A 23,695-nucleotide genomic window follows, 5' to 3' on the forward strand; every position below is an offset into this window, starting at 1 on the left:
TGTTTTTATTTCTACTCGATGACCCACCCCTAGCCCCTCCGAGGAGGGGAATTTCTTAGTGAGATCTTAGATTGTTTTTCCTTCTTTTAAAAATTCCTTTTGAATTCCCTTTTTTAGGTCCTCCAGTCGGATATTGTTACTGTTTCTATTCAATGCCATCAGGCTACCGTATCGAATTACATTCATTACTGATCCTCCTGCCAACTCATAGCTTTTGGCTAATTGGTCCAAATCAACCGCTATATCCAATTCACAATGCTCAGAAAATCCTCTTTTCCATAGCTCTAACCGCTCAGCCTGTTCAGGCATGGGGAGATGGATAATGGATTGAAAACGCCTGGTAAAGGCTTCATCCAGGTTGCCACGCATATTGGAAGCCAGAATCACGACACCTGGGAAGTCTTCGATACGCTGCAAGAGGTAAGACACTTCCTGATTGGCGTAGCGATCGTGCGAGCTACTAACGGTAGTGCGCTTACCAAACAGTGCATCCGCCTCATCAAAAAACAAGATCCATTGCTTGTTTTCTGCTAAATCAAACACTTTGGCTAGATTCTTCTCGGTTTCTCCAATGTATTTGGATACCACCTTAGATAAGTCAATGCGATAGACATCACGCTGCATAGCCTTCCCTAATAAAGTGGCTGTCAAAGTCTTACCAGTCCCCGGTGGACCATAAAAGAGTGCTCGATAACCAGGTTTGATTTTTCGATGCATGTTCCACTCCACCAGAAGCTTATCTCCATGCTCCATCCACACCAAAATTTCATCGATTTGACTTCTAATAGATTGATTTAACACCAAGTCATCCCATTCCATATCAGTGGTGAGCAGTTGAGCAGGAAAGTCGACGCTATAACTCATCTTCTGCTCCTCTCCAGTCAGCAAGAAGTGAAGGTAATTTTCATAAACACTCAGTAGACCACTTAAAGAAGGCTCACTTACCCCTTCACCAGATTCCATCCTAACTACCTTGTTCTTGATCAATGGATCTTGCTTTTCAAAGAGCTGTAAGCACTTCATTCGATCTGAGAGATGATCGCCCGCCAGCAGAAATAGCGCAGTTTCACCAGTAGGTAAAAAACCAGTGTGACTTTTGCCTTTTTGTCCTCCAAACTCAGTGAACTCACGGTCATAGGTAGCATTCTTCACAAAAAAGGGATCCAGCAATTGAGGCTGCAGATGGGGTACTAATGTCAGCAATAGCAGCAAGCGTTGATTGATATTCAATTTCAATTGATCAATAAGCCTAGCGTATGGGGTATGACTATTGACAAGGTCAGGTGGAATTACTTCATGAATGTTTGCATATTCACATTCATGACCGAAGTACAACTTCAGTCGAGTTTCAAGGACACGAGTGAACCACGCTAGTTCCTCAGCAAATTCTGTTGCAATTCTATCGTTTAGTTGTGGTGCCATTCGGTATAAATAAAGTAATCGTTCCAGGGTAGTGTACAGATGTTAATGCCCCAGGGAAGGTGTTCCAGGAGCATGTCGTAGGGCCTTTCTTCTACATCCAACCTCCAACCATCCTCTATGAGCGACAGTTTTCCTTGTCTTTGTAGAAATGAGGTTCTCAAGCCTTCAATCGAAGTATTCTTAAGAACACTCCAGTTGTTTATCACGGAGGTCAACAGGTCGTCCGATTCTGCCTTTTCCTCCTTTGAAATACTCAGTTCAAGAGGAACTGGTGTTTGAAGAGGTAATCCACAGATCAGTTTATTGAACGTCAGCAAGTGTTCCGGGTGTTGGGTTTCGCCTGACACCAGGAACTGTACTAGATGGATGGCCCGAATGCGAGCCTCTTCATCCACGAAGGACCTGGTATCGTTCAATAATCCAAGGTTTTTAAAAAATGCCGGTAAAAAAGAAGCTAACAAGATCACGCCTGCATTGTCAATGAAATAGGCTTTAGTCTGGTCATACTCTTCTGTTTGATGCTTACTCATCAAATGCTCCAAAGTCAGGTTGTCCTCAGAGTGAGTACCAGAATTTTCATTGTCTCCTCCTATGATCGACATGTCATCATCGATGTTTGGTAGGTCGTCGCTATCCACCTGTGGTTCGCTGGTTTTGTTAGGTGTTTTTGGATGAATCCAGCTACTTGTATCATGTTCAGGAACCTCTCTGATTTCCTTCTTGGGTGAAGAGATATTCTGCAGATCATTGCCTTCCAATGTTGCGAAGAAAGAAGATAAGGAACTCGAAAAGGTATGACCCTTATCTTCCAGGAAGGTAACGATTCTGGCAAATTGAGCAGCTATCTTTTGATAGGGTTTTACCTGAAAAGAAGCGATTTGTTCAAGCCAACCTTTAATCAGGTAATCTGCCGACCTGGCACCACTTTCAAGCGTCCAAATACTTTTCCATAGCCATTCCTTTGTTTCCATTAGTAAGGTAGTAGGTAACGATTTAGCTTTCTCGGATGAACTAATGAAGTTCTTTTCGTATACCAGGCAAATGGTCATCAAATCCTCAATGAGAGGAACAAATCGTACAACATGATCAGCATCTGTTAAGTAGGTAATTCGGACTAATAAGATATGGTCAAACTGCTGGATCAACCCGAATCTACTTTCGCTAACGAGCATCCTGACCAGCGCTTTTCGTTGTTCTTCGGTAAGAAGGAATTTTCCTTCGGCATGCATCTGATAAATAAGGTGTTCAACCTCATCCAACCTTCCCTGATCCATGGCCTTCTGCAAGTCCATCAACCAGGCATTTACCTGCTCGTCTAACGAGGACTTTTTTTCTTCTTTCTTAGAAAAAGAAGAAGTCACTGACTCATCCTCGCTCAGTAGCCGATCGTAGCTTGATACGTAGGTATTCCGATTTTCAAATTGCTGAATCGCTGAATGAACGTTAGTAACCAGATCCTGATAGGTCACTTCCGTGTTGCCGGCAATATATCCAAGCACCGAATGTAAAAGCGGCAGCTGATCTGTACGCTTAATGCTCCGAAGAAAAGCCTTTTCCCATATCCAACGACGAACATGCGTGACGATTGTGCCAGGAATTTCAATCTCTTTAAACAAAGTAACCAGGAACAACACTTCTTGCCCATTCACGATTTCAACATCCAGAATTTTGAATAGCTCTCTTAGTTGATCATCTGTGATCTTATCCATCCACTCCGTTGAACCAATACCATACATTAGGTTTTCTTTCAAAAAGGATGTCCACTCTTCTTTGCTAAACTGCTTTAACAAAAACTCCCACTTCCCAAATAAACCTGAAGCGATCTCCGATTCAAGAAAACGCTTGAGTCCTTTCTGACTACCTGATTGTTTTCTTTCATTTTCCTCCTCTACAGCCTGCTTCTTTTTATGGTGTTCTGAGTTTTGCTCCTGATTTTGTTTACCTGAATCGTGGGAAGCAGCATCATATACCTGGTTCTCTTCGGATGCGTTTGAAGTAATCGTTAATGCCAGAGGGGTTTGTAGTTTTTGAGGACTACCGAGTAGGTTCTGGTTTATTTTCTCATCACTCAGCTTCTTTTCACAGCGTTTCCAGCTTTCTTCGATTTGTTGCCTGAATGAAGTGGGAGCATCATCAATCAACTTTTGAATTGAAGCACCTTTCTTACCCATCAGTCTAAAAACATGATCCACCCATGCTTCTTCTTGCCTAGGATTATCAACCAGGAACTCCAGATATCGTTCAAGCATTTCCTGAATGGAAACGGACACCAGACCCGAGTTCCACATTCTTTTGATCAACCAACTATCGAACTCTACATGCTGAGTCGAGTTGGACGGATTCGGCATAAGCCAGTTAGCTACCTTCTCTATGGTGGTTAAAGAACATTGCATGACCATTCTTCTTATGCACTTCGGATCCTTCAAGGCAGTACTTAATAGCAACTTCAATTGATCTGCTTGAGAAGTAGTCATTCGATCTAGAATGGTTTCAATGGAGAGGTCTGGCCCGGATGCAGCCCACCAGGGAACAGCACCCGTTTTCAAATAGCTTAGTAACAGCTCTTCATCTACGACTTCCGGTGACATTTCTGACAGCTGTGGTTGATCAGCCCCATCCGATTCCCTCAATATATCAGGAAGAATTGTTCGTAGTTTTTCACGTGTTCGTTTGGGCATTTCTTCCTCAAGATCTTCCAGCATGATATCTCCCAAATCAAGTGGTAATGATTCTAAACGAAGGTGTACATTTTCAGGAATGAACTCATCACATACTTCTTTCAACACTGATTCCAGTGCACCATGCATCACGTCACTGCATCTTCGATGTAGTACGAACGTATCTGAGGATTCAGGTGCCTGTACCTCCAGAAGTAATGTTTTCAGTTTATGCTGCTGTCCTCCCATTATTCTACGTCAAAGTTTTTGTTGATACGCATTCGTCCAATTCCCCTTTTCGTTAATTCATCATGGCGAGTTACTCGAAAGGTATCTCCCATCCTCATATCACCAATGCCCGGGTAGTATTCACACGTATGGCCAATGACAAACTCTTTCCCGATACTCATCTCTCCGATTTCCCAATAGTCTGTGGGACGAGGAGAAACCAAAAAATCTTTATGGAATGAAATCACATCATCCTTAGCTGATTCATTCCGTCCATCTGATTCTGTCAATGGTTTCTTAGGCACGATTTCCATTCCCTCTTCCCCGATCCCATGGTTATCATGTATTTCCTGTAAAGCATCTAATAATTTCCGATGAGCCCTGTTCAAATCGTAGGCATAATGTTCCTGCAGGATCGGATCCATTGATTTTTCTGCTGCATTCATTAATAACCAGCCCCTATATGCCCGCTCAAATCGCTCAAACCCTTCCGGATGTACCCAGTAGATCTCAGGTAAAATATGGGCGGGAAGCTCTTCTATGATCTTAGTTTCAGCCAAAGACCTAAAGGCAGGGTGACAAAACCGACCGGTATGCAAGGGGAGCACCACACTTACCTTAAAAGAATACGGTTCGACCGCCTGTTCCTTGGTAACCTGAAGCGGGGGTAACAACTGGTCTTCCAAAAAGACCGGTAAAGACTTGATCTTGGAAAAGTGAGCAACGATTCCTTCGATCAAATCTTCAAGTTCTTCTTTTCGAGTTGTTCTGGATGAAGTGGCTATCATTTGGCCTTCTATATCCGTCAATCGGATCTCGTACTTTTGCTTTGTTGCTTTATGGATTTCATATCTCCTTTTATCCGAGATGTATCTGGCACTCAAGCTGAGTTTTTCTTTCAGCTCGTAAACATTCTGATAAGTACCACTCTTTAACCACCACTGAAAACCTTCTTCTTCACCAGATCTATCTCCTATTTCAAATTCGTAAGTGTCAACAAATTTTGCCCGTGTGCCAAATCCTGTTTCCACTTGTGTATCCTTTGGACTTTTTTTGATTCGATAATACCTCTCCAATGATAGAGGTGTATCTTCTTCACCTGATTGGTTTGGAGTATACAGCAATCGCTCTTCATCAAAGTAACTAATGCGATTGAGCAGGCTCGATGAAGTAACTGTTTGCCTGATTTTTGGTCTCAGCAAGAGGTGTTCCAAGACGTAAAGCCGTTCATTTGCAAACCTTGATCGCATGAATTCGATTGTATGCTCGATCTCTTTATGAACTTCTTGGTGTGTATCAAAGTAAGCAATCCTACGTCCGACAATGTCTCCTGTTGGATCTAACACATTAAAATAGAATGTCCCGTCCTGAGCACATTCGCACCGATAGTTGTAGGAATGAAAACTTGAATGGATCAACGTGTCCAATTCCCGGTGAAGCTCTTCTAACTCGAAAAATTGTTTAGTACTACTTAGCAACACGCTTCCCTTCTCATCCTTTATCCGAAACCGATATTCATCAATATCATCCAGGTCTTCCTCCTGGTAGATCTCTACGTACTTGTTAGTCAATTTCCCAGAATGAAAGTCACGTCTCTGGTAATTTTCAAGCCCTAGCTTAGCATAAAGTCTTCGTTCAAATCCTGAAATGTTTTTGCTTTCCCATACGTCAGGGTAATGATTAACGTCGATTTTTTTGTAATTGAAAGCAGTGCTTCGATCCCTACTCAAGGTCGGATAATCATTGAGGAAATCTAATTTATCGGCAATAACTGTATGTGCATCATTGATTTGATGCAAGGACATCATGCGACCCAGATCATCGAAATCTTCACCATGCCTAGCCAGCAAGTGATCGAGTACTTCATTGCGTCTTCTCAGGAATGTATTTTCATTTTCTGAAATGTGATTGATTGTTCGGATGTATTCGTTTTCAGGATCCTTTTTAAAGTATTGCCATGCTTCCGTTGGATCTTCAACATTGTTTTGGTCAGCTAAAAAAGCTTTGAGAAGATTGGATACGTGGGGAACATCATAGACAGGTTTAGGGAAATAAGTTCTCGATTGACGAGGGTCAAGAGAAAAAAGATCCTTGGTATGGGATAATTGAGATAAGTAGTCTGCCAATAATTGATCAAAAACCACTAAATATCCTTTCAATTGCTTAGCCTGTGCTTTTCGCTTCTCAGATTGTGCATCGCTTATTCCTTCATCCCCAATGTGGTACACATTAGGAAAATCATTTTGAACGGAATCATAGGAATCCAATTCCCATGATTCACCTTCTGGCATCACTTTACGTAAAAGCGTCATTGGATCATCTCTACGTTCCCTTCGAAATTGGTGAAAATACTGTTGCGCTTTTTCAGCATCCGCATATTGATCTAGAAAGGAGATTTGGCAATACTCCGTACCTAGCCGAGGTTTATAGATCTTAGGATCCAGCACCAGGAAGTCTGAAATTTCTTCATAAATCGTTCTATGCTCTGCCAGATTCGTGAATTCCAATCCACTTACTCCAATCACTTCATCAATTCCCATAATCAGACTGACCAGATCAGAGGCATAAATAGTCTCTCGATCGGCTGCTGCCTCTATGTCAGCATCACTGATAAAGCCATGATACAAAAGAGGGCCTTGCAAAATGTCCTCCAGATCGTACCCTTGATCTTTCAGTGACTCCACACTCTTACGCTTAATGGGAGGGTCTAAATACTGATCTAACAGATCATATATTTTCCCAAGAACCATATTAACATCACTATGAGGCTTGACCTCCACATTTGCCAATACTCCTACGAGCTGCTTTCTGGCACTACGGACCCCAACAAAGTCTTCGCAGAGATTTCTATGATCATGCAATAGTTGAAATACTTTGTTAGCCAACTTTCGTGAACGGTTGATCCTCGCAATGTATTCCGGAAGTAATGGTTCAATAAAAGGTAAGACCTGATCAGCGATGAACGGAATAATTGCCTCACCTGATAACATAACCTTAGTACCCAGTTGATGCCCTTCTCGCTCGTAAAGAGCTAATGGATTGAGTTTGAAAGGAATCACCCGCTCTTCTCCATCTATGATGGTATTGATCTTAAATAGGCTACCGGAGAGTTCATCTTCTTTATTTGATTCTTTATCGAAGATTTCAGATATTTCTATTTCAAGAATCCGGACAGCATCCCTTACTTCATCAGAAAAAGCCAGTTCCTCCCAATGTGGAAAAATGACCACAGCGTCAAATACAAAGTATTTAGATCCATCGCTGAACTCAAACCTATTCTTGAATTCATAGGCATTGAGCTCTTCTTCCTCGAACTCTAACAGTACCTCATACATCCCCTTAAGATCGACCCGATCATTTTCGTCTCCGCTGTATTTCATCTTAGAATCAGATGGATCGCCTAAATTTGCTTCAGATAAAAACAAGCTCTGCTCGGAGCGAAAGCTTTTTTCGATCCAGCAGTTCTTTATTCCTGGCAAGTCGATGACTATTCTTCGAAAATCATTGACCGATAGTGGTGCGTTTGGTAAAACTTCTTCTGGAGCAAAAAACGGTTGGTATTTTCCCAACAGCGATTTTCCATCTTCGGAAAGGATGTCCTCAATCGCATGGTTAGTCCGGTATCCAAGCTCGGTCAGTGAATAGCAAAGTGCTTCCAGGATGGTGATACCCGGATCATGGGTATTATGATCGGTCCATTCCCCGGCATGATCACAGATGTACTGCATACCTACCTCTCTCAGGAAGGTATAGTCCATACTGGTATGAGCGGGACTGGCCCTTGATATAGTAGTTTCCGAAGACAACCGAATGACTATTTTTTCGCTTCAGCTACTGCTTGCTCTGTTTCACTTTCAGTAGCCAGTCGATCATTGAGTTGCTCGCCCGCCTGATATTGTAGTTTGTGAATGAGTTGATGCACTTGCAGGTAGGGCAAGCTACCCAAAGATTGTAAGATCTTGTTGGTCTCTTCTACGGTAAGTTTTAGATTAATTGTTTCCATGATTTTTGTATTTAAGTTGTATTTATTCTGATGGTTTTAAACCCTCTATTTCATTGTTGACCTGTATGAGGACTTTATGTAGTATGGTTAAGTAATTTTTGAGATCAAGATTGTCCATCTTAGCTTCTAATTCTGCCAATGCCTGGCTAAGTGTCCCAGTAGTAAGCACTTCGGTTGACGGATCAACCTTACCTACTATTACATTGTCACACGTTATGCTCTTTGCCACATCAACTTGTCCGGTATATTTTGCAATCTCATTTTCTTCAGCCCAGGGAGAGTGTGTGAGGGTTTTTCCTCCCAGCTGTATAGCTTGAAAGCTTGCTTCACCGTTTACTACCAATAAGGGATCCGTATGGTCAGTGGGAGGTTTTGAAATGCTCATCTTTCCCTCAATGGAAAGTACTTCGCTTTCCTGAGGAGGTTGCCCAATACCTAAGGCGTTGAATTGGCCTTCTCCGCCTACCTTAAAGAGCATATTTATAGAAGAATTAGGAGGTTTCTTAATACCCACCTCGCCCGTAATTGAAAGTACCTCACCAGATTGAACTTGTCCACCAATACCTAATGTTTGAAACGTTCCGTCACCTTTTACCTCAAGAAGAGGAACCGTTGCAGTCCCATCAATCTGAACAGGACCCGTTCTTTTTATACCATCGTTTTCATCATCTAATGACTGCCAATGGATGATTAGATCATCATCTCCAAGTTTCAGTGACCCAACGTTTATCGAGCTAAAGACTGCTGAACCATCCGATAAAATGCTGCCAGAAGTGCCAGTACCTATTTTAAGTCCTCCATCAATCGTAATATCACCGGTAAAGCTGGCCTTGTCTTCAACCTTTTTCCAGACCTCTTCTACCTTGTTTCCATCCACGTTTAAGGTTCCAACATTCAACACTCCATTGACCTCTAACTCCTTGATGAATCCGCTTTGAGCATCCAGTGCATTCACCAAAACCTGACTCCTTAATATTTTAAACGTTTGCTCGTCAACGTCAACGCCATCATCTTCCGGGTTAAGGAATGAGTCAATGACCAATGCAAAATCTTCATCTGTTGGCTTATCTCCAGGTTGGAATTTATCTTTTAGGCGATCTCGACTGCTTTTCTCTTCCTGATTTACTTCACCATCCATAGCTCTACTTCTTTAGAAATGTCTTTGATCTTGAACCAGGAAGGAGCAGTAGGCGATCCTTTCTTTAAAGGGATTTGACCCAGAAGTCCCACACAGTTCCACTCGGGTCTTTTTTCCCTGCTTATGTATTGTTTGTTAGGGGCATACTTCGGATTTAGCTTAGGACGCTCCATCGTTTCAAATTTTCCAGAACCTACCATCATAGGTCTTCCTTCTTTATCCAATACTGGAACTTCTTCTTCATAGGTTTCTATCACTGGAATTTGATGCTCACCTACTTTGGTTTTCCCACTTTCATCAAATAGCTGTACTGTTTTAAACATCGGTTCTTCCACTTCTCTTTTCTCTTTCTTTTCAACTGGTCTTTCGACATACTTCTTTCCTTTCTTCACGACTTCATAGGTGGTTACTATCTCCTCTATTGTTCTTTTCTCCACTTTTTGCCGTTCTTTCTTCACCTTCTCCGTCTTAGGCACCAAGATCTCTTCTTTGATCTTTTCCATGACTCTCTGACCATAATCGTCTTTGAGATATTTACCAGGCCAATCCATATAAACTCCTCCGACTATTCCAGCGCCTACTGATATAATTCCGAAAGGTGATTCTCCTTTTTTGGCTGGTCTGACTTTTCCTGCTTCTAATACTACCGTAGTGCCAACAGGTATAGGCTTCCCATTTTTTGATTCAAAATACTCTGCGTAATCCTGGTTCTGATTGTAGGCTGTACCGGCTATGTAGAGATCCCCATTTCTATTGAGCTCGAGTGCATTAGAACGCTTATTATTATCTATTCCGTTACCTACTATAAATATGGGTTCATCTTCTCTAGTTCCGCTATTCTGCCCTTTGATTTGATTATACATTCCTGCGGTTAGGGAGGATCGGGTGGTAGCCACTACCCCTTCGCCTATAGCAGTAGATGCCCACCCCCTTGCTTCAGATCTATGACCTGTTGCAAATGAATAAGCCATACTTGCATCACAGTTTTGTCCAAATGCAACGGAAGAATTTCCACTGGCGATGCTGTTCACACCCATCGCAACAGAACCAAAGTTTGAAGATGTACATCGGCTCCCTGCAGCAAAAGAGGAACTTCCTTCTGAAGTAGCATAATAACCCAATGCTATTGATTCCGGACCAGAAGCAACACATTCACGTCCCAAAACCATTGCATAATTACCTGAAGCGGTGGAGCGAAAACCTATCGCTACGGAATTAGTACCATTTGCATTTACTTGAGAACCGATTGCAACAGCTCCATAACCATGCGCTTTTGACGAATTACCCATCGCTAACGATTGCCGCCCAAATGCTTCACTAAAGTGGCCAAAAACCATCGATGATTGCTCTGAAGCCACACTACCGGATCCCAATGCGACAGAATACATTCCAGCAGCATGCGAATTATGACCTGCAGCGAACGATGTAAATCCAACATTCTCAGGATCCCAGCGATCTCCTGTAACATAACCAGCTCGGAACGCAGACTTCTCAGGAATCCACATCATGCGATGACCACCTCCCCTCTTTTCAGTAGCAAACCCTTCACCCTCCACGATCAATCCCCCGTTTTGCACATGTAAGCTAGCCTGAGCAAATCCTCCCCCAACAACAACTCTCCCTTCATAGTACATTAAGTCATCTTCATATTTTTTCCAAGAGGTAGCGCCTTCCATTCCTTCGGTCAAGGATTTCCAACCATCAGTTGTCCTGCCTTCAAAATCAGAGCCAGTCCAGCGAATAGTGCCAGGTTGATTTAGTGCACTTCTTCCAATTTTGATCGCACCATCTACTTCTAGTCTCTCTTTTGGATTTGTTAGGCCTACTCCTACGTTTCCATCAGTATAATAGACCCGATTGTTTGAGCCTTTAGTCCAAGTATCTGATTTTGTAAAGGATATCCATTGATTTCCGATTTTCCCTTCAAAGTCTGTTCCGGTCCATCTTATGGTTCCTTTTGAAGCATTATTTTGAGTGTTTCCTAAAGTCATTGCTCCGTCTACTTCTAATTTTTCTTTAGGAGTATCTACCCCTATTCCTAACTGGCCACCAGGGCGGATAACCATCTTTTGAGAGATTTCTCCTCTATTAGTTCCACTTTGCGTTACAAAACCTATCTCTCCACTGTAATTGTTGACCCTTTTTCCTGTGATCGCTGAAAAAACATTGGTAATAGGCTCATCATCCGTCCCTGGATGCAATGCGATCCCGACCATTGTACCTGCTGTTGTCTTGTTGGATTTCAACAAGAGGTTGTAGCTACCAATTTGCGAAAGGTGATGTTCAGGACCTTTCCCATTTTCCAACTCGACTGTCAGCTTAGCAGCTGGTCTTTTTGCACCAATTCCTACCTGGCTTTCATCTGCGTAAATGCCTCTGCCCAGTTCCGCTCGCTTCCATTCTGAAGACTCGTAAAAGGTAAGAGACTTCCATCCCTCATGGGTCATTCCTTCGAAATCGTGACCGTTCCATCTCAATGTACCTGGTAGGTTGGTACGTGATTGTCCGATCTTTATCCCTCCTTCTACTTCAAGTTTTTCCCTTGGCACAGGATTATTGATCCCTACATTGCCTTCTCTTGTAATCGTCAGTTGTTCTCGCCCCCCAGTCCAAAACTCCAGTTCGGCATTCGTTGTTTGAAGTGCAACAGGTCGATCCCAACTATTGAGTACGACTTTACCATTTAGCTGTGGATCACCATAATTAGAGCTGTAGGCTCCAACGTATCCGTCAGTACCAGGTGCCACTACATGCAGTCTGGCGCTGTAGCGATTCCTTGTTGTCTCCACTTTAAGGATACTTTCATTCTCATCTTGAATATGAAGCGGGTTTGTCGGGTTTGACACTCCAATTCCGACCTTTCCGTGAGCATAATATACATCGGAGGGATTGGTCGCCTCTTCCCATTTTCCAAACTGACTGACATCCTTACCATTTAAAAAAAAACCTTCAGCATTTATGCTTCCATTGACATCCAGCTTACTGTCACTAGACGGTTGTTTACCTATGCCAATGTTATTGGTTCCTTTTTGGACATTGACCTGATCTTCCGATTGATGAATGAATGAATCAATAAGCTCAGCAAATTGAGCTTCTGTAGGCCGTTTGCCTGTTTCAAAGTAGTCTTTTAATCGATTTCTCCCTTTTAGTGTACTCATGGTGGTTGCATTTAGTGGTACTTATTTCTTGAGGTTATTTCGGAATTTTTGTACTTGGAATGCATCTAATACATAAAGCATTTGCTGATCGTCTACGGCGATACCTCCACTGGTTAAATGATTTATGGATTGATCCTTCTTAAAAAGACTTCCCAGTGAGGTGATTAATGTACCTTCATTATCATATATTTCCAGGTATCCTAAAGCTTGACTATATATGTATACATTTTCCTGATGGTCAAGCGCGAGTCCGATTCCGCCCCTTGAACTTAGATGTAGAAGTTCGTCTACATCTTCATGGATACCCCTAATTTTCCATTCCTTGATAAATTCTCCGGCGGGGCTAAACTTCAAAATCCTCCTGTTCCTATAATCACCAAAATAGACGTTGGTTCGTGCAGCAATACTTGACCTATCATGATGGACCATCTCATCAAGTTTAGAATTCCTTAAGTATCCTTGAAACTCACCATTTTCTGAAAAGATCTGTACCCTTGAATTACCTCTATCTACCACATACAATTTGTGGTCAGTTGAAACCGCAACACTTACAGGGCTTTCGAATTGCCCTGGTCCGGAACCTTGGGATCCAATAGTCTCGAACTTAGGGTTTTTACCCGGCTTAAATTTCTGGATCCGATGATTAGACATATCAGCCACATAAATGTGGCCTTTTTGGCTTACTGCTATCCCCCGGGGATGGATAAAGTTTCCGGGTTCATCAGCATATTTAGAAATTTTCTCTATTTCACTAGATGAAGGGTTGAGTTTTTTTAATCCTCTTTCAGAATGATGACCACCAGAATCAAATAGGAGGTATTGATCATCGCCACATGGAATGGAAAATTGAGGAGATTGTAATAATTGATTCTCATTTGTCCATACCTGTTCTCTCGTACCATCTGATGGATTTAACTTGATAATCCCTCCATTCTCTTCCAATACAATAACATTGTTGTCATTATCAACACGAACATCTCTGACATACAAATCTTGAAGTAGGCCAGACCAATCACTATCCAGCAACCCTTCCGAATCATAGCGGTTTATTTTTCGATTACTTACTGTATATAAATGGGTATTGCTTGGATCTTGTGAGGTAATAAACCGTAGTTGATAGCTATTAGCAATTTTCCAATATTTCACTGGATTCCCTTCGGAATCGAATTTAAAAAACAGTTCCCTTTCACAGGCATAGACATTTCCTTCAGCATCTACCGCTACATTATTCAGGTGAATGGAGTTAAGGTGTCTTTCTTCTTCTAAAGGGAAGAATTTATAAATATCAAATGTCTTTTGGGATTTTAACTCACTGTCGAATTGATAGACTGTGCGACGGCTTGAAACATAAATGTTATCAAATTGATCAATACTTAACCCTTCAAAGTATAGTCCTCTGCGTTCATATTTATCAATAAGCCTGCCGTTTGCGTCATGCAATAGAATTACATTGTCATTCAACGCTATAATCCTTTTATTACTGTCTATTGCAAGAGCTCGGAAATGATGCCATACATCTCTAAGCATAAACAAGTTACCATACTGCCGTAGAAATTGTCCATTTAGATCATATTCTTTGATGTTGTGATAGATTTGATCCACAACAAATACTGACTTTTTCGAAACAGTAATACCCCAAGAGCTTAAGAGTGACTCGTTCTTATTGTCACCAACTCCTCCCCAGGATTCAATAAACTCAAGATCGGGAGTTATTTTCCAGCTGATCGTCGTATTTGCCAGCTCAGGCATGATTTGACTGCCATTTATTCCAATTTCTATTGCGGCTTCTTTATCTAACTTTCCATTTATATAGTCAAGTACCTTTTTGGAGAGAGTGATTTCAACAGTGAAATCATCAAGTAATTGCTTTTCATAGTTTAGCTGCAAAGGACTTGAACAACCAGATTGGGTCTCCTGTAATTGCATATTATGATCTATTGTCACGCCTACCGGAAACAGATAGGGCTCGTAATAGACAACTTCAAGGTTCTGATCATTTAATTTCTTTGCCTCAGGAACAGACAGTTTCAAAATGAATGATCCGGACAATTCCTTTATGGGAATTAAGGTTCCATCAGTTATTGGCTTTGAGCTACCTTCGTCATTTTGTAATATTAGCTCTGATATTGGATTTACTTTTGAACTCTCTCCATGGGTAATTTCCTCTCCATTGACGTAGATGGCTTTCGCATGGATCGCTCCCTTTACATCTAGCTTTGCGTCCTTGTCTGGATATTTTCCTATTCCTACATTTCCGTTCACCAGAAGTCCGCTGGCTGGCGCTTCTTGTGTACTACTGGAAGGAAATCCTACACTCAGGTTCCCTGATACATCTAATGTATTGGATGGTTCTTTTTTTCCTATTGCTATTTTTTCCGTTTGCAATCGTGTTTCTCCTTTTTCAGTCCTTTCCCACATGCTCTCACCTGATCCTTTTGTCAAAGACTGCCATGCTCCACTTATATTCAGTACCTCCAAATCCTCTCCTGTCCATCTGATGGTCCCTGGCTCTGCCTGATTGGTATTTCCAACACTAAAACCACCACTTATTGAAATTTTCTCTGCTTTAATTGCTCCCTTCACTTCCAGCTTTTCGGTTGGATGGGTGGTACCTATTCCTACATTTCCTTCTACTAAAAGTCCGTTGTTGGGATCTTCATTTTTGTCAACGTAGGAAGTACCTATTATTAATCCGTCCCGTACTTCAATTGTATTCTCACTATAAAGATCGTTTGCTACAATGGTCCCTTCGACATGTAGTTTTTCCTTTGGATTTTTGATCCCTATGCCTACCCTGCCCTCTACTATCAAACTATTAACATAGGGCACTTCTTTTTTGCCAGCATAGTTAGACCCGATAGCCACACTTCCTGAAACATCTAGTTTATTTGATGGGTTTTGAATGCCAAAGCCTACATTTTTGGTTACCTCATCAACAAAAATCTCATCATCAGTGCGAGAAATCATCTCATCAACCAGTTGTTCAAACTGCTCGGCAGTAGGCCTTTTTCCTACTTGGAAATAGCTTTTTAATATTTCTCGCATGGACATGGTCGTGTTACTCATTTTCTTCTATTTTCATGATAAAAGCCAAAGCATAGTAAGGTGGACGGTTTTCGTGAGGTAGGTTTTTCCCAGTTTTATCTGCAGTATGGGAGTGGGCTCCTGCATATTCACTATCCTGTGTCGTATGGCCATCTAAAGCTCCTCCACTACCTTTTGCTCCATCGCCTGTTTTATCTCCTCTTGAATAGCTATGTCTATGATTACCTGAGTTGCTTATACTATGTGTATGGGCCGGTAGCTCTTCTATCTTCAGTGCCACATTATTCAGTCCTCCTGTAGCATTCGCTTCATAAGATTCACCAGCACCAACTATGAACCTGTCTCTTAAATCTGGTGTCCCATTTTCTCCATCACAGAGAATCCACCCATGTGGAATTTGATCCAAAGAACCACTCCACATAATGATGGCCCCAGTTGGAATACTAATGTTTTGAACTCCGTTGATGTTTGTCCATTCCAGCTCACCTTCCAGTTTGCTGGCTCTAACTACATCAGTTACCACCAAGTTCTTTGCGTTGATTTCTCCGTCAACTATAAATAATGACGTGGAATCTGTACTTTTCAATTCCACCTGCTGATGAAACACCACAGCACTGTTGAATTCTGACACTACATCAGAGGATAAACCGATGATCAATTGGCTTGCATTTACCTGTCCAAATACATTCAACTCTCCATTCGCTTCCGCTTTCCCGATATGGACAGATCCCTTAATCTGAAGTTGGTCCTTTGTAAAATGATGATCTCCTATCAACAGGCTTTCTGCTACCAAATCTCCTTGTACCGACAACTGAAAAGCCTCTTTCGATCCATCATCCATCTTTCCAATCGTCAGCAAATTATCTTGTGTTTGAATCCTCCCCGTCAATTCCAGATTTTTAGGAGCATCTAAACTTCCCACTCTGACATCACGACCAAACTCCATTGAGCTCTCTGCATTTTCCGGAACCTGAATACCGTCCTCCTTTTTGTGCACAAATGCTTCTATCAAATAGCTAAAATGCTCGTGCTTAGGTCGTTCACCGGTCTGAAAATAGCTTTTCAGTTCGTTTCTGCTTTTTTCTTCTCGATCAGTCATGACTTCATGTGATTAGCAGTTCTACCTCTGTTGCCATGGTTCCAATTCCTTTAGGTTCTCTACTACCATCTACGATGTTGATCTGATGTGATGATGCTGAAATAAGAATGGATTTCGCATCCCTGGGTTCGGCTACTTCAGGCTCTAGAAATACCTCAAAATCAATCTGGCCTAATGGCTCGGATTCATCCGAATCCTTTCTTGTAACCGTCATTCTATTAATTCCTTCCTCCTTGTCTACTGAAAAGAATTTGAAGTCAGTAATAAAATCCACGTATTTTCTACGCTCAATAAAGTCAATAATGGCTGACTTGTAGATCTTCCCACCAAATACAATCTCCTTGGAAGAGTCTGTGATCCATGGTGACAGAAACCCAATGATCTCTTCATTAAGCAATTGTAAATGATACCCTTTGTCTACGCCTACAGTAAAGCTTACATTGAATTCTACCCGTATTTCCTGGTATTCAGGATTGAGTACAGTAACATCCACCCAATCAGAAACATAGTTCTTGATGTAGTTTTTGATCTCCAGAAGCAGTTTGCCTGTCGCTTTGGGAGCCAGCGTATTGACCCCTGTACGATTCAGTACTCTAGGTAAAACCACAAGTGTCACATTTCCGGGAGCATAAGCACCAGATAGATTCGTATGCCCCAAGCATTTTACTTTGTAGATAGAAGGAAACCGATCCAATATAATCCGCTCATAATCCCAGGTGGTAACTGCCCTGTTCTTATGCCGCAATCGCTCACTTGCCCGGATGTAAAGATCATCTCCAGATTCTTTGATCTTTCCACCCCAGGATGAAAAGGGCTGTGAGATTTTTTTGATGGCCGAATCCTTATTTTCCAGCTTATTGATTCTGTCTTTTGGTAACGGATGTTTTAAATGATCCGGATCATTCTCCTGATCAACAAACTCCACCTCGACTGCTTGAGTCCCTAAAGAAATGAATTTTCCTACCGCCTTGTAATTCGTGACATTGGCTCTGATCCAGAAGGCACTCTCAGGCATTAGGGTGGCTAACTGAGAAGCCTCCTTCGGGATCTCAAATTCTATGATGCCTGACACCTGCAACTTTTCTGTTGTATCGGAGAGTACTTGTGAAGCCGAAAAACTCTTCCAGCCCTTTTCTGTCAGAAAACTCCAGGCAATATTTGCCTCTTCCTTTGGATCAGCAGATCCATCTGCAATATGAAACAGAATGGAAAAATTTTGGGGCGGCTTCAATCCTGTTACCTTTAAAAACAGATACCCCTGCTCTGTGTACTCGGGAAACAAGAGCAGCCCATGAGATACCGATACCTGTTTATTTCCAAATGGTTCCAGATAAAAAAATTGTACGTCATCGTTAGACGTATGTACCGAAATATTTTGTTCAGCGGAGTAGGATAATTGAATGGATTTAACCATAGGTGTATAGGGTGACTTGGGTAATGCCAAATCACCATCATCATCCGTAGTATTGGTAAGACTCAGAATAGCTGCTGTATTCAATCCCACAAATTCGCTGTGCCCAAATGCCTGCATTGGCATAACTGGATGACTCAGTTCCATTTTAAGAAAGCCATCTACAGTAGTTGATCGGTAAATCTCCTCTTTATAATCATTAGTCAGCATAAGCTGTCGATCGCTGAGGCCCATCACAATCGACCGGTTTTCGTTCACAACTATTTTCTTCTCCGTCCCCTCATTCTCTATTTGTGTTTCCTCAAAAAGTGGCACCCCTTCTGCCAACGGCTGCCAACTGCCTTTCTCTAAAATGGAAGTGCCCATTTTAAAACTTGATGTATCAACTTTTCCATAAGCCTGGTAATGATCTTTAAACCCTTCTGGGGGTAACTCCATCCATTCCAGATCTATATCAACGGAGGAAACGGATTTGGAAAATATTTCCTTGCTTCCAAGGTAGAAGGAGGAACCAATCTTGGGAGAAAGGCCAAAAGGGTTAAACGGTTTGGAAGGGTCCAGTTTTCCATGGTCACTTTGAAGCGTGAAATACGGAAAAGAGGAAGCTTTGATCCCAATGTGGATCTCTTTGACCATTAACCATTGGAATATGTCAGGTATGCCAATTGACGGATTAATATGTACTTTGAGAAGTGGCCATTTTGATGCAATAGCTTCTTTCATAAATAGTTCTTCATTTACTACAAAAGCCGGATCATCTGCTCCCAATTCCAACAGAAAAGTTAATTCTATCTCACGTTCGAAATTGATTTCAAGATCTACTTCCAAAGGGGATGACCAATCTTCCTCCTGGCTCCAGGTGACAATAAGCGCTCGCTCAAGTTTGCCTTGATCCAACGACCATTCCGATTGATTATCAGAAGCTTGTTTTTCACATTGAATCTTAATCTCAATCGTTCGATGGCCTCCTTGCAAGTAAAAAAGTGGCGAGCTCAATGCAAATCCAAGCGTTGTTCTATCCATCACCGTATCTGGATCAGATAAAGATGGAGGGCTACCAAACGCAAACCATTCGGTACCTGAAGGGAGTTCTCTGATAGAAGAAAATATTTTTTTCCCTGATTCTACTTCTCCATTATTCGAATCAATAAAAATGGATCTGGATTCTTCAATGATTGCCTGATTTAAGGCAATATCTTTAGTTGTTTTGTATGAAAGCGTCTTACCGTTTTTATCCTTTCCGGCCTGAAGAGATGTCCCTTTCTGTATCTTATGCATCCCGATATTCTTGGCAAGCTGAAATGTGATATAAGCTTTATCCGGAATGGCTTTCTTAGTGTTAAAGCCAATGATCTTATCCAAGTATAGGTCAAGGTGTCGTTTCGGAATCGTGTTTAAATGAGCTTGTGTATGCTTAAAACATTCTAAAAAAGCCCTAAAAAGCTTAAAGTGTGGATGATCTCCAGCTTCTTCCTGAAAAAAAGAACGCCAGGAACCATTTGGTCTGTTTTGCTGGTCGTAGTATTGGATCACATCGGCATACTTCTCTACGTATTCCATGAGGTCATCAACACTTCTGTCATCAACTAAAAAAGAGGAAGGTGTAAGTGATCTACTTGACCGGGCTCCCTGACTGGTTCCATCCGTGTTTATCTTTTTACTACTATGTCCTACTCTATTGTTCATCAATTTGCTCCTTCATCTTTATAGAATGGATAAACCAGATTGTATCTCGAATTGGTTGTTCTGATCTTATATTCTATGTCAATCAGGATCAGTCCGTTTTCTTCATCTACCTCTTCAAAAGTCACGTCCAACACTTCTATTCGTGGTTCATGATAGAGAACGGCCACTTCGATGATTTCCTTGATCATGGTTTGAAGGGTAAGGGTAAGCGGTTCATAGAGCAATGGGGTGAGATCACAACCGAAATCGGCATTCATTACTCGCTCCCCAGGTTGTGTCGAGAGAAGTATTTCCAGACTTTCGTTGATATCTGACTCGCCATGGACTAACCCCACTCCTGTACCCTGAGAAAAGTCTGGAGGAAACGACCATCCTGTTCCATGAAATAGTGAATTATTCTGTTCCATTTGTTTTCAATCTCCAATTAATACCGTTGGACAACCTACTACAATAGATCCTCCATGCGCTGTTGTATCTCCCATTCTGGCAGCAGGCATACTACCGATCATGACAGTACCCGAACCCATTGCTATGGTATCAGGTGATCCTACACACACCAGTATATCCCCAACTCTTGCCGCCGGCATTCCTCCAATCAACACGGTTGGCTCACCTGGTGGATTGATAGGACCTCCAACATGTGGTACCGGACCTGTTGTCATTGGGCATGTATGCATATCTCCTACTCTGGCGGCTGCTCCCATGGCTAATTTATTTGTACCATTGACCCTTTAATTACTGCAATTGCACCGGAAGCGAATTCCGCCCCGGACCCGCCTTCGCATTTCCACTCGGCAGATGCAGCACCCTCAATATTAGTTCCTTCCATCAGCAGATCACCTGCTGCCACCAGTTTCAGATCAGCGGCGCTTTCTATAGTTACCCCGTCAGCTGTCATCTCTATCTTATTCCCATTTTGATCTTCGATCAACACGCCCTTTGTTTCTTCGCTTAGACTAAGTAGGTTTCCAGATGGTGTGCTTATCTCAAGGCTTTTGCTTTCATCATTGATCACTATTTTCATTTCTGATTTCGTGATGATCCCTTTTTCAGGATTCTCATCTGAAGCGGCAATGGCTGGTGGTGCAGAACTACTGTATAATGATCCAAGAATTATCGGATTTCTGGGATCATCATTCAGAAAACCCAGGATCACCTCATCTCCCACCTCTGGCCAAAAGGTTAAGCCCCTGTTATTTCCTGCATCGGGATGAGTCATTCTTGCCCAGATACCATCTTCCTGATCATTGATAAGTGGCACCTTCACCAGTATTCTTTCTTCTCCATCCGGATCGCCTGATAATTGCGTTACAATACCAATGTGTAAGCCTTTGATCGGGGGTATGATCCCTGAAGCTGCAGGAGCACTCACGTCTACTTTTTGGGTGAAACAATCCGGGTCCAGTCCAAATTGGAGTTCCGTATTCCAATCGCCTTCACTAACTGTATGTGAAACTCCGGAAACAAAAGCTTTTCCATTAAAACGGTCTCCAAGTCCGCCCAACTCAATCATATCCCCTACTTCTATATCAGAGAATCCTTCGTGCATTACCTTCCCTCGAACAGGTGATAGATCAGATCGTAGAAAGTGCCCATTAGCCCATGCGGTCATTTCTGCATCTGCAATCTGGCCTCCATGAAAAAGATTCAGGCTTTCGAGACCCATAACTTCCGACAACTCCCCATTGAGATTCCCTGGTTTTGTCAGTCCCGGACTCGTCCCTTCCATCTCCAGCACCGATTGAGAAGCTGCATCCCAGGAATAGCTTTTAATGGCACCAAATTGATTTCTTGCATCGATCTCTCCCTCGAATTCTTTTATCGTTTCACCATACAATAGTCCTAACTTAGGTTCTGTACTAGTATCTGGTTTGCTTAGCACCACATTACCATCATTCACCATCACTAAGTAACCATTGGCATCTGCTCGTAGCATAACAAAATCCCAATCCGATACATTGTATTGGACCATCTCAGTATGGCTGACTGTTGTCGGCTCAATTTCGGATGTCAACCCATAGGTGCCAATGATCTCTTCTATGATCTCACTGTCCTTGCTTTCGTAAAACAGATTGTTTTTCCTACCGATCGTCATTTTTACCGCCTCATCCTTACAGTCGAGAACCAGTTGCGAAGATTTTCCATTTTTGACCCGAACACCGTGCTTGACAATAACTCCTTTGAAAAGTGGTTGATCTTCTGAGTTATACCCTACCTGAATTTCTATTTTTTTGCCTGGTAAAAAAGTATCCGTACTGCTCAGTTCAAAATCTTCTTCTGGAATACTACCATCATCAAGTATGAGCCTCGCGGTTGGTATTTTCCCAACGGATTTACTTGTGAAAATTCCAATCACATTATGCTCCGGTTTTATTTTCTCCCCTTCAATCAAGATGGTATAAGTGATAAGGTCAGTAGGTGTTTCAATTGGTAGTGTTCTGGAAATACTCATGAAGCTTTATCTAATGGTGGAAAATAAAGTTTGGTCCCAGGAGTGAGCATACGAAAGTTTTTCAGTTTGTTGAACCGGGCCACTTCCAGGTAGTACGACTCTTTCCCATATATCTCTTTGGTGAGTAAGGGCAAGGTATCTCCTGCTTTCACCACACGTGTATGGGTTAGATCGGGAGAATTAGTATTTTCTTTAAGTACTCTCTCTTTTTCCGTTAAACTACTATGGAAGGTAGCTTCCCCTTTTGCCCTCAAAGGCGCTCCGTCTGCTTTAAAAAGCGTATAGGTCAACTTCAATGAAGTGAGTAATCCTTTGAATAGAAAGTCTCCCCAAATAATTTCTACTGTTGGTGGCTTATGGGTCTCACCCTTTAGATCTACGGTAAGCTCTTTAAAATCCTTTATTTGTGATTTTACATCCTTACCAACACCATAAATGCCGGTCCCATCAAACAAGAGGTTCAACTTAAACTTAGTGGATGACGTTCCTACGTATTTGAAATTCGTGCTTTTTCCTTTTTTGCGGTTCTTCTTATCGTACTGGATTTCAATGAAATCTTCCAGTTGATCTGGGTTAAACAGCACTTCATGTGTTCCTAGCTTATCTTTATAGCTATTGTCTTTGTAGGCCACCATTTTCAGTTTCTGCAGCTTTCCTGTAATCATCTTTCGTTTTGCTCTTTAAGAAGTTCTAAAACCTGTTCTACACATTCTTTTATTATTAAATCCGCATCCAATTCATAGTTATTCTTCTCAGGATCTTCTTCACTATTGGATTTATCCAGAACGTTGATGCGAATGATGGATTCTCGTATTTCTAGTGGCATGGTTTTAAAATCTTTTCGCGAAACGTTTGACTTTGCTGTAAATACTGTACCCCTCATCGACCTTACGTTTCAATTTCTTTACTTGCTTCAGCTTATCTCCAAATGCCGTCAAAGGAGCAGAAGCTCCATTGATCACCTTGAAATAATTGTAGTGAAGCTTAATGGTCTCGACAGATATCTTACTGTCCATACTATTGAAATCGGATATTGACCAGTGAACGGGATAGGCATGATGCACTGCCCACATATTAATAGGTTCTCCCTCCTCATTGAGCAATGTGATATTGATATCTATCGGATTAAACTCGAAATCCTCAATGGCTTTCCTGCACCACTTGATCACCTTTGAGTCTGTTAACAGCCCGCGTTTTAAGGTAAGGTCTGAATATTTGGTCCTTACTGGTAGTTTATGCACAAATCGGTTTTCCCCTCCCTCCTTGAAATCCTCTGTCTCAACATCTACCGAGAGTCCTGACACTTCCTGAAAGCGTAAATCCTTCGAAGAACTCCCAATATCAGTAAATTCGACTTTGAAGTAGAAAGAGGTCGGTGGGAAATAGATACTCATCT

At 41.9% G+C, this 23,695-nt stretch carries 15 protein-coding genes; all 15 read right to left on the reverse strand.

Annotation, left to right across the window (positions count from 1 at the left end; all coding sequences use genetic code 11):
• Positions 1-66: 66 nt before the first annotated feature.
• From ABJQ32_10135 to ABJQ32_10205, 15 genes are read right to left on the reverse strand one after another with little or no spacing between them, the layout of a single operon-like run.
• Positions 67-1,422 carry an ATP-binding protein gene (locus tag ABJQ32_10135; protein ID MEP5290000.1) on the reverse strand — a complete coding sequence of 452 codons (1,356 nt, stop codon included), beginning with the start codon at positions 1,420-1,422 and terminating at the stop codon, positions 67-69.
• Complete coding sequence (locus ABJQ32_10140) at positions 1,407-4,328, reverse strand: contractile injection system tape measure protein (protein ID MEP5290001.1); 2,922 nt, start codon at positions 4,326-4,328, stop codon at positions 1,407-1,409. The genes ABJQ32_10135 and ABJQ32_10140 overlap by 16 nt, the downstream gene beginning before the upstream one ends.
• Positions 4,328-8,065, reverse strand: a complete 3,738-nt coding sequence (locus tag ABJQ32_10145) for a hypothetical protein (GenBank protein ID MEP5290002.1) — start codon at positions 8,063-8,065, stop codon at positions 4,328-4,330. The genes ABJQ32_10140 and ABJQ32_10145 overlap by 1 nt, the downstream gene beginning before the upstream one ends.
• Before the next feature lie 56 nt (positions 8,066-8,121).
• On the reverse strand, positions 8,122-8,310 hold the full coding sequence (locus ABJQ32_10150) for a hypothetical protein (GenBank protein MEP5290003.1): 189 nt from the start codon (positions 8,308-8,310) through the stop codon (positions 8,122-8,124).
• A gap of 22 nt (positions 8,311-8,332) precedes the next feature.
• On the reverse strand, positions 8,333-9,448 hold the full coding sequence (locus ABJQ32_10155) for a hypothetical protein (protein ID MEP5290004.1): 1,116 nt from the start codon (positions 9,446-9,448) through the stop codon (positions 8,333-8,335).
• Positions 9,433-12,606, reverse strand: a complete 3,174-nt coding sequence (locus ABJQ32_10160; protein MEP5290005.1) for a peptidase G2 autoproteolytic cleavage domain-containing protein — start codon at positions 12,604-12,606, stop codon at positions 9,433-9,435. Before ABJQ32_10160 ends, ABJQ32_10155 begins: the two co-directional genes overlap by 16 nt.
• A 21-nt stretch (positions 12,607-12,627) precedes the next feature.
• The gene (locus ABJQ32_10165) at positions 12,628-15,672 is read right to left on the reverse strand and encodes an NHL repeat-containing protein (GenBank protein ID MEP5290006.1); all 3,045 of its coding nucleotides are present in this window, start codon (positions 15,670-15,672) and stop codon (positions 12,628-12,630) included.
• The gene (locus ABJQ32_10170; protein ID MEP5290007.1) at positions 15,665-16,750 is read right to left on the reverse strand and encodes a hypothetical protein; all 1,086 of its coding nucleotides are present in this window, start codon (positions 16,748-16,750) and stop codon (positions 15,665-15,667) included. Before ABJQ32_10170 ends, ABJQ32_10165 begins: the two co-directional genes overlap by 8 nt.
• A gap of 4 nt (positions 16,751-16,754) precedes the next feature.
• The gene (locus ABJQ32_10175) at positions 16,755-19,847 is read right to left on the reverse strand and encodes a baseplate J/gp47 family protein (GenBank protein MEP5290008.1); all 3,093 of its coding nucleotides are present in this window, start codon (positions 19,845-19,847) and stop codon (positions 16,755-16,757) included.
• Complete coding sequence (locus ABJQ32_10180) at positions 19,847-20,254, reverse strand: GPW/gp25 family protein (GenBank protein ID MEP5290009.1); 408 nt, start codon at positions 20,252-20,254, stop codon at positions 19,847-19,849. Before ABJQ32_10180 ends, ABJQ32_10175 begins: the two co-directional genes overlap by 1 nt.
• A gap of 6 nt (positions 20,255-20,260) precedes the next feature.
• Positions 20,261-20,551 (reverse strand): PAAR domain-containing protein, encoded by a 291-nt coding sequence (locus ABJQ32_10185; GenBank protein MEP5290010.1) that lies wholly within the window; start codon positions 20,549-20,551, stop codon positions 20,261-20,263.
• Positions 20,552-20,553: 2 nt separating this feature from the next.
• Positions 20,554-22,299, reverse strand: a complete 1,746-nt coding sequence (gene vgrG, locus ABJQ32_10190; GenBank protein ID MEP5290011.1) for a type VI secretion system tip protein VgrG — start codon at positions 22,297-22,299, stop codon at positions 20,554-20,556.
• On the reverse strand, positions 22,296-22,964 hold the full coding sequence (locus ABJQ32_10195; protein MEP5290012.1) for a hypothetical protein: 669 nt from the start codon (positions 22,962-22,964) through the stop codon (positions 22,296-22,298). Before ABJQ32_10195 ends, vgrG begins: the two co-directional genes overlap by 4 nt.
• Positions 22,961-23,125: a DUF5908 family protein gene (locus ABJQ32_10200; protein ID MEP5290013.1), complete on the reverse strand. Its 165-nt coding sequence runs from the start codon at positions 23,123-23,125 to the stop codon at positions 22,961-22,963. Before ABJQ32_10200 ends, ABJQ32_10195 begins: the two co-directional genes overlap by 4 nt.
• Before the next feature lie 4 nt (positions 23,126-23,129).
• Positions 23,130-23,693 (reverse strand): phage tail protein, encoded by a 564-nt coding sequence (locus ABJQ32_10205; protein ID MEP5290014.1) that lies wholly within the window; start codon positions 23,691-23,693, stop codon positions 23,130-23,132.
• Positions 23,694-23,695 lie beyond the last annotated feature (2 nt).

This window comes from Marinobacter alexandrii (assembly GCA_039984955.1).
Taxonomy (GTDB): domain Bacteria; phylum Bacteroidota; class Bacteroidia; order Cytophagales; family Cyclobacteriaceae; genus Ekhidna.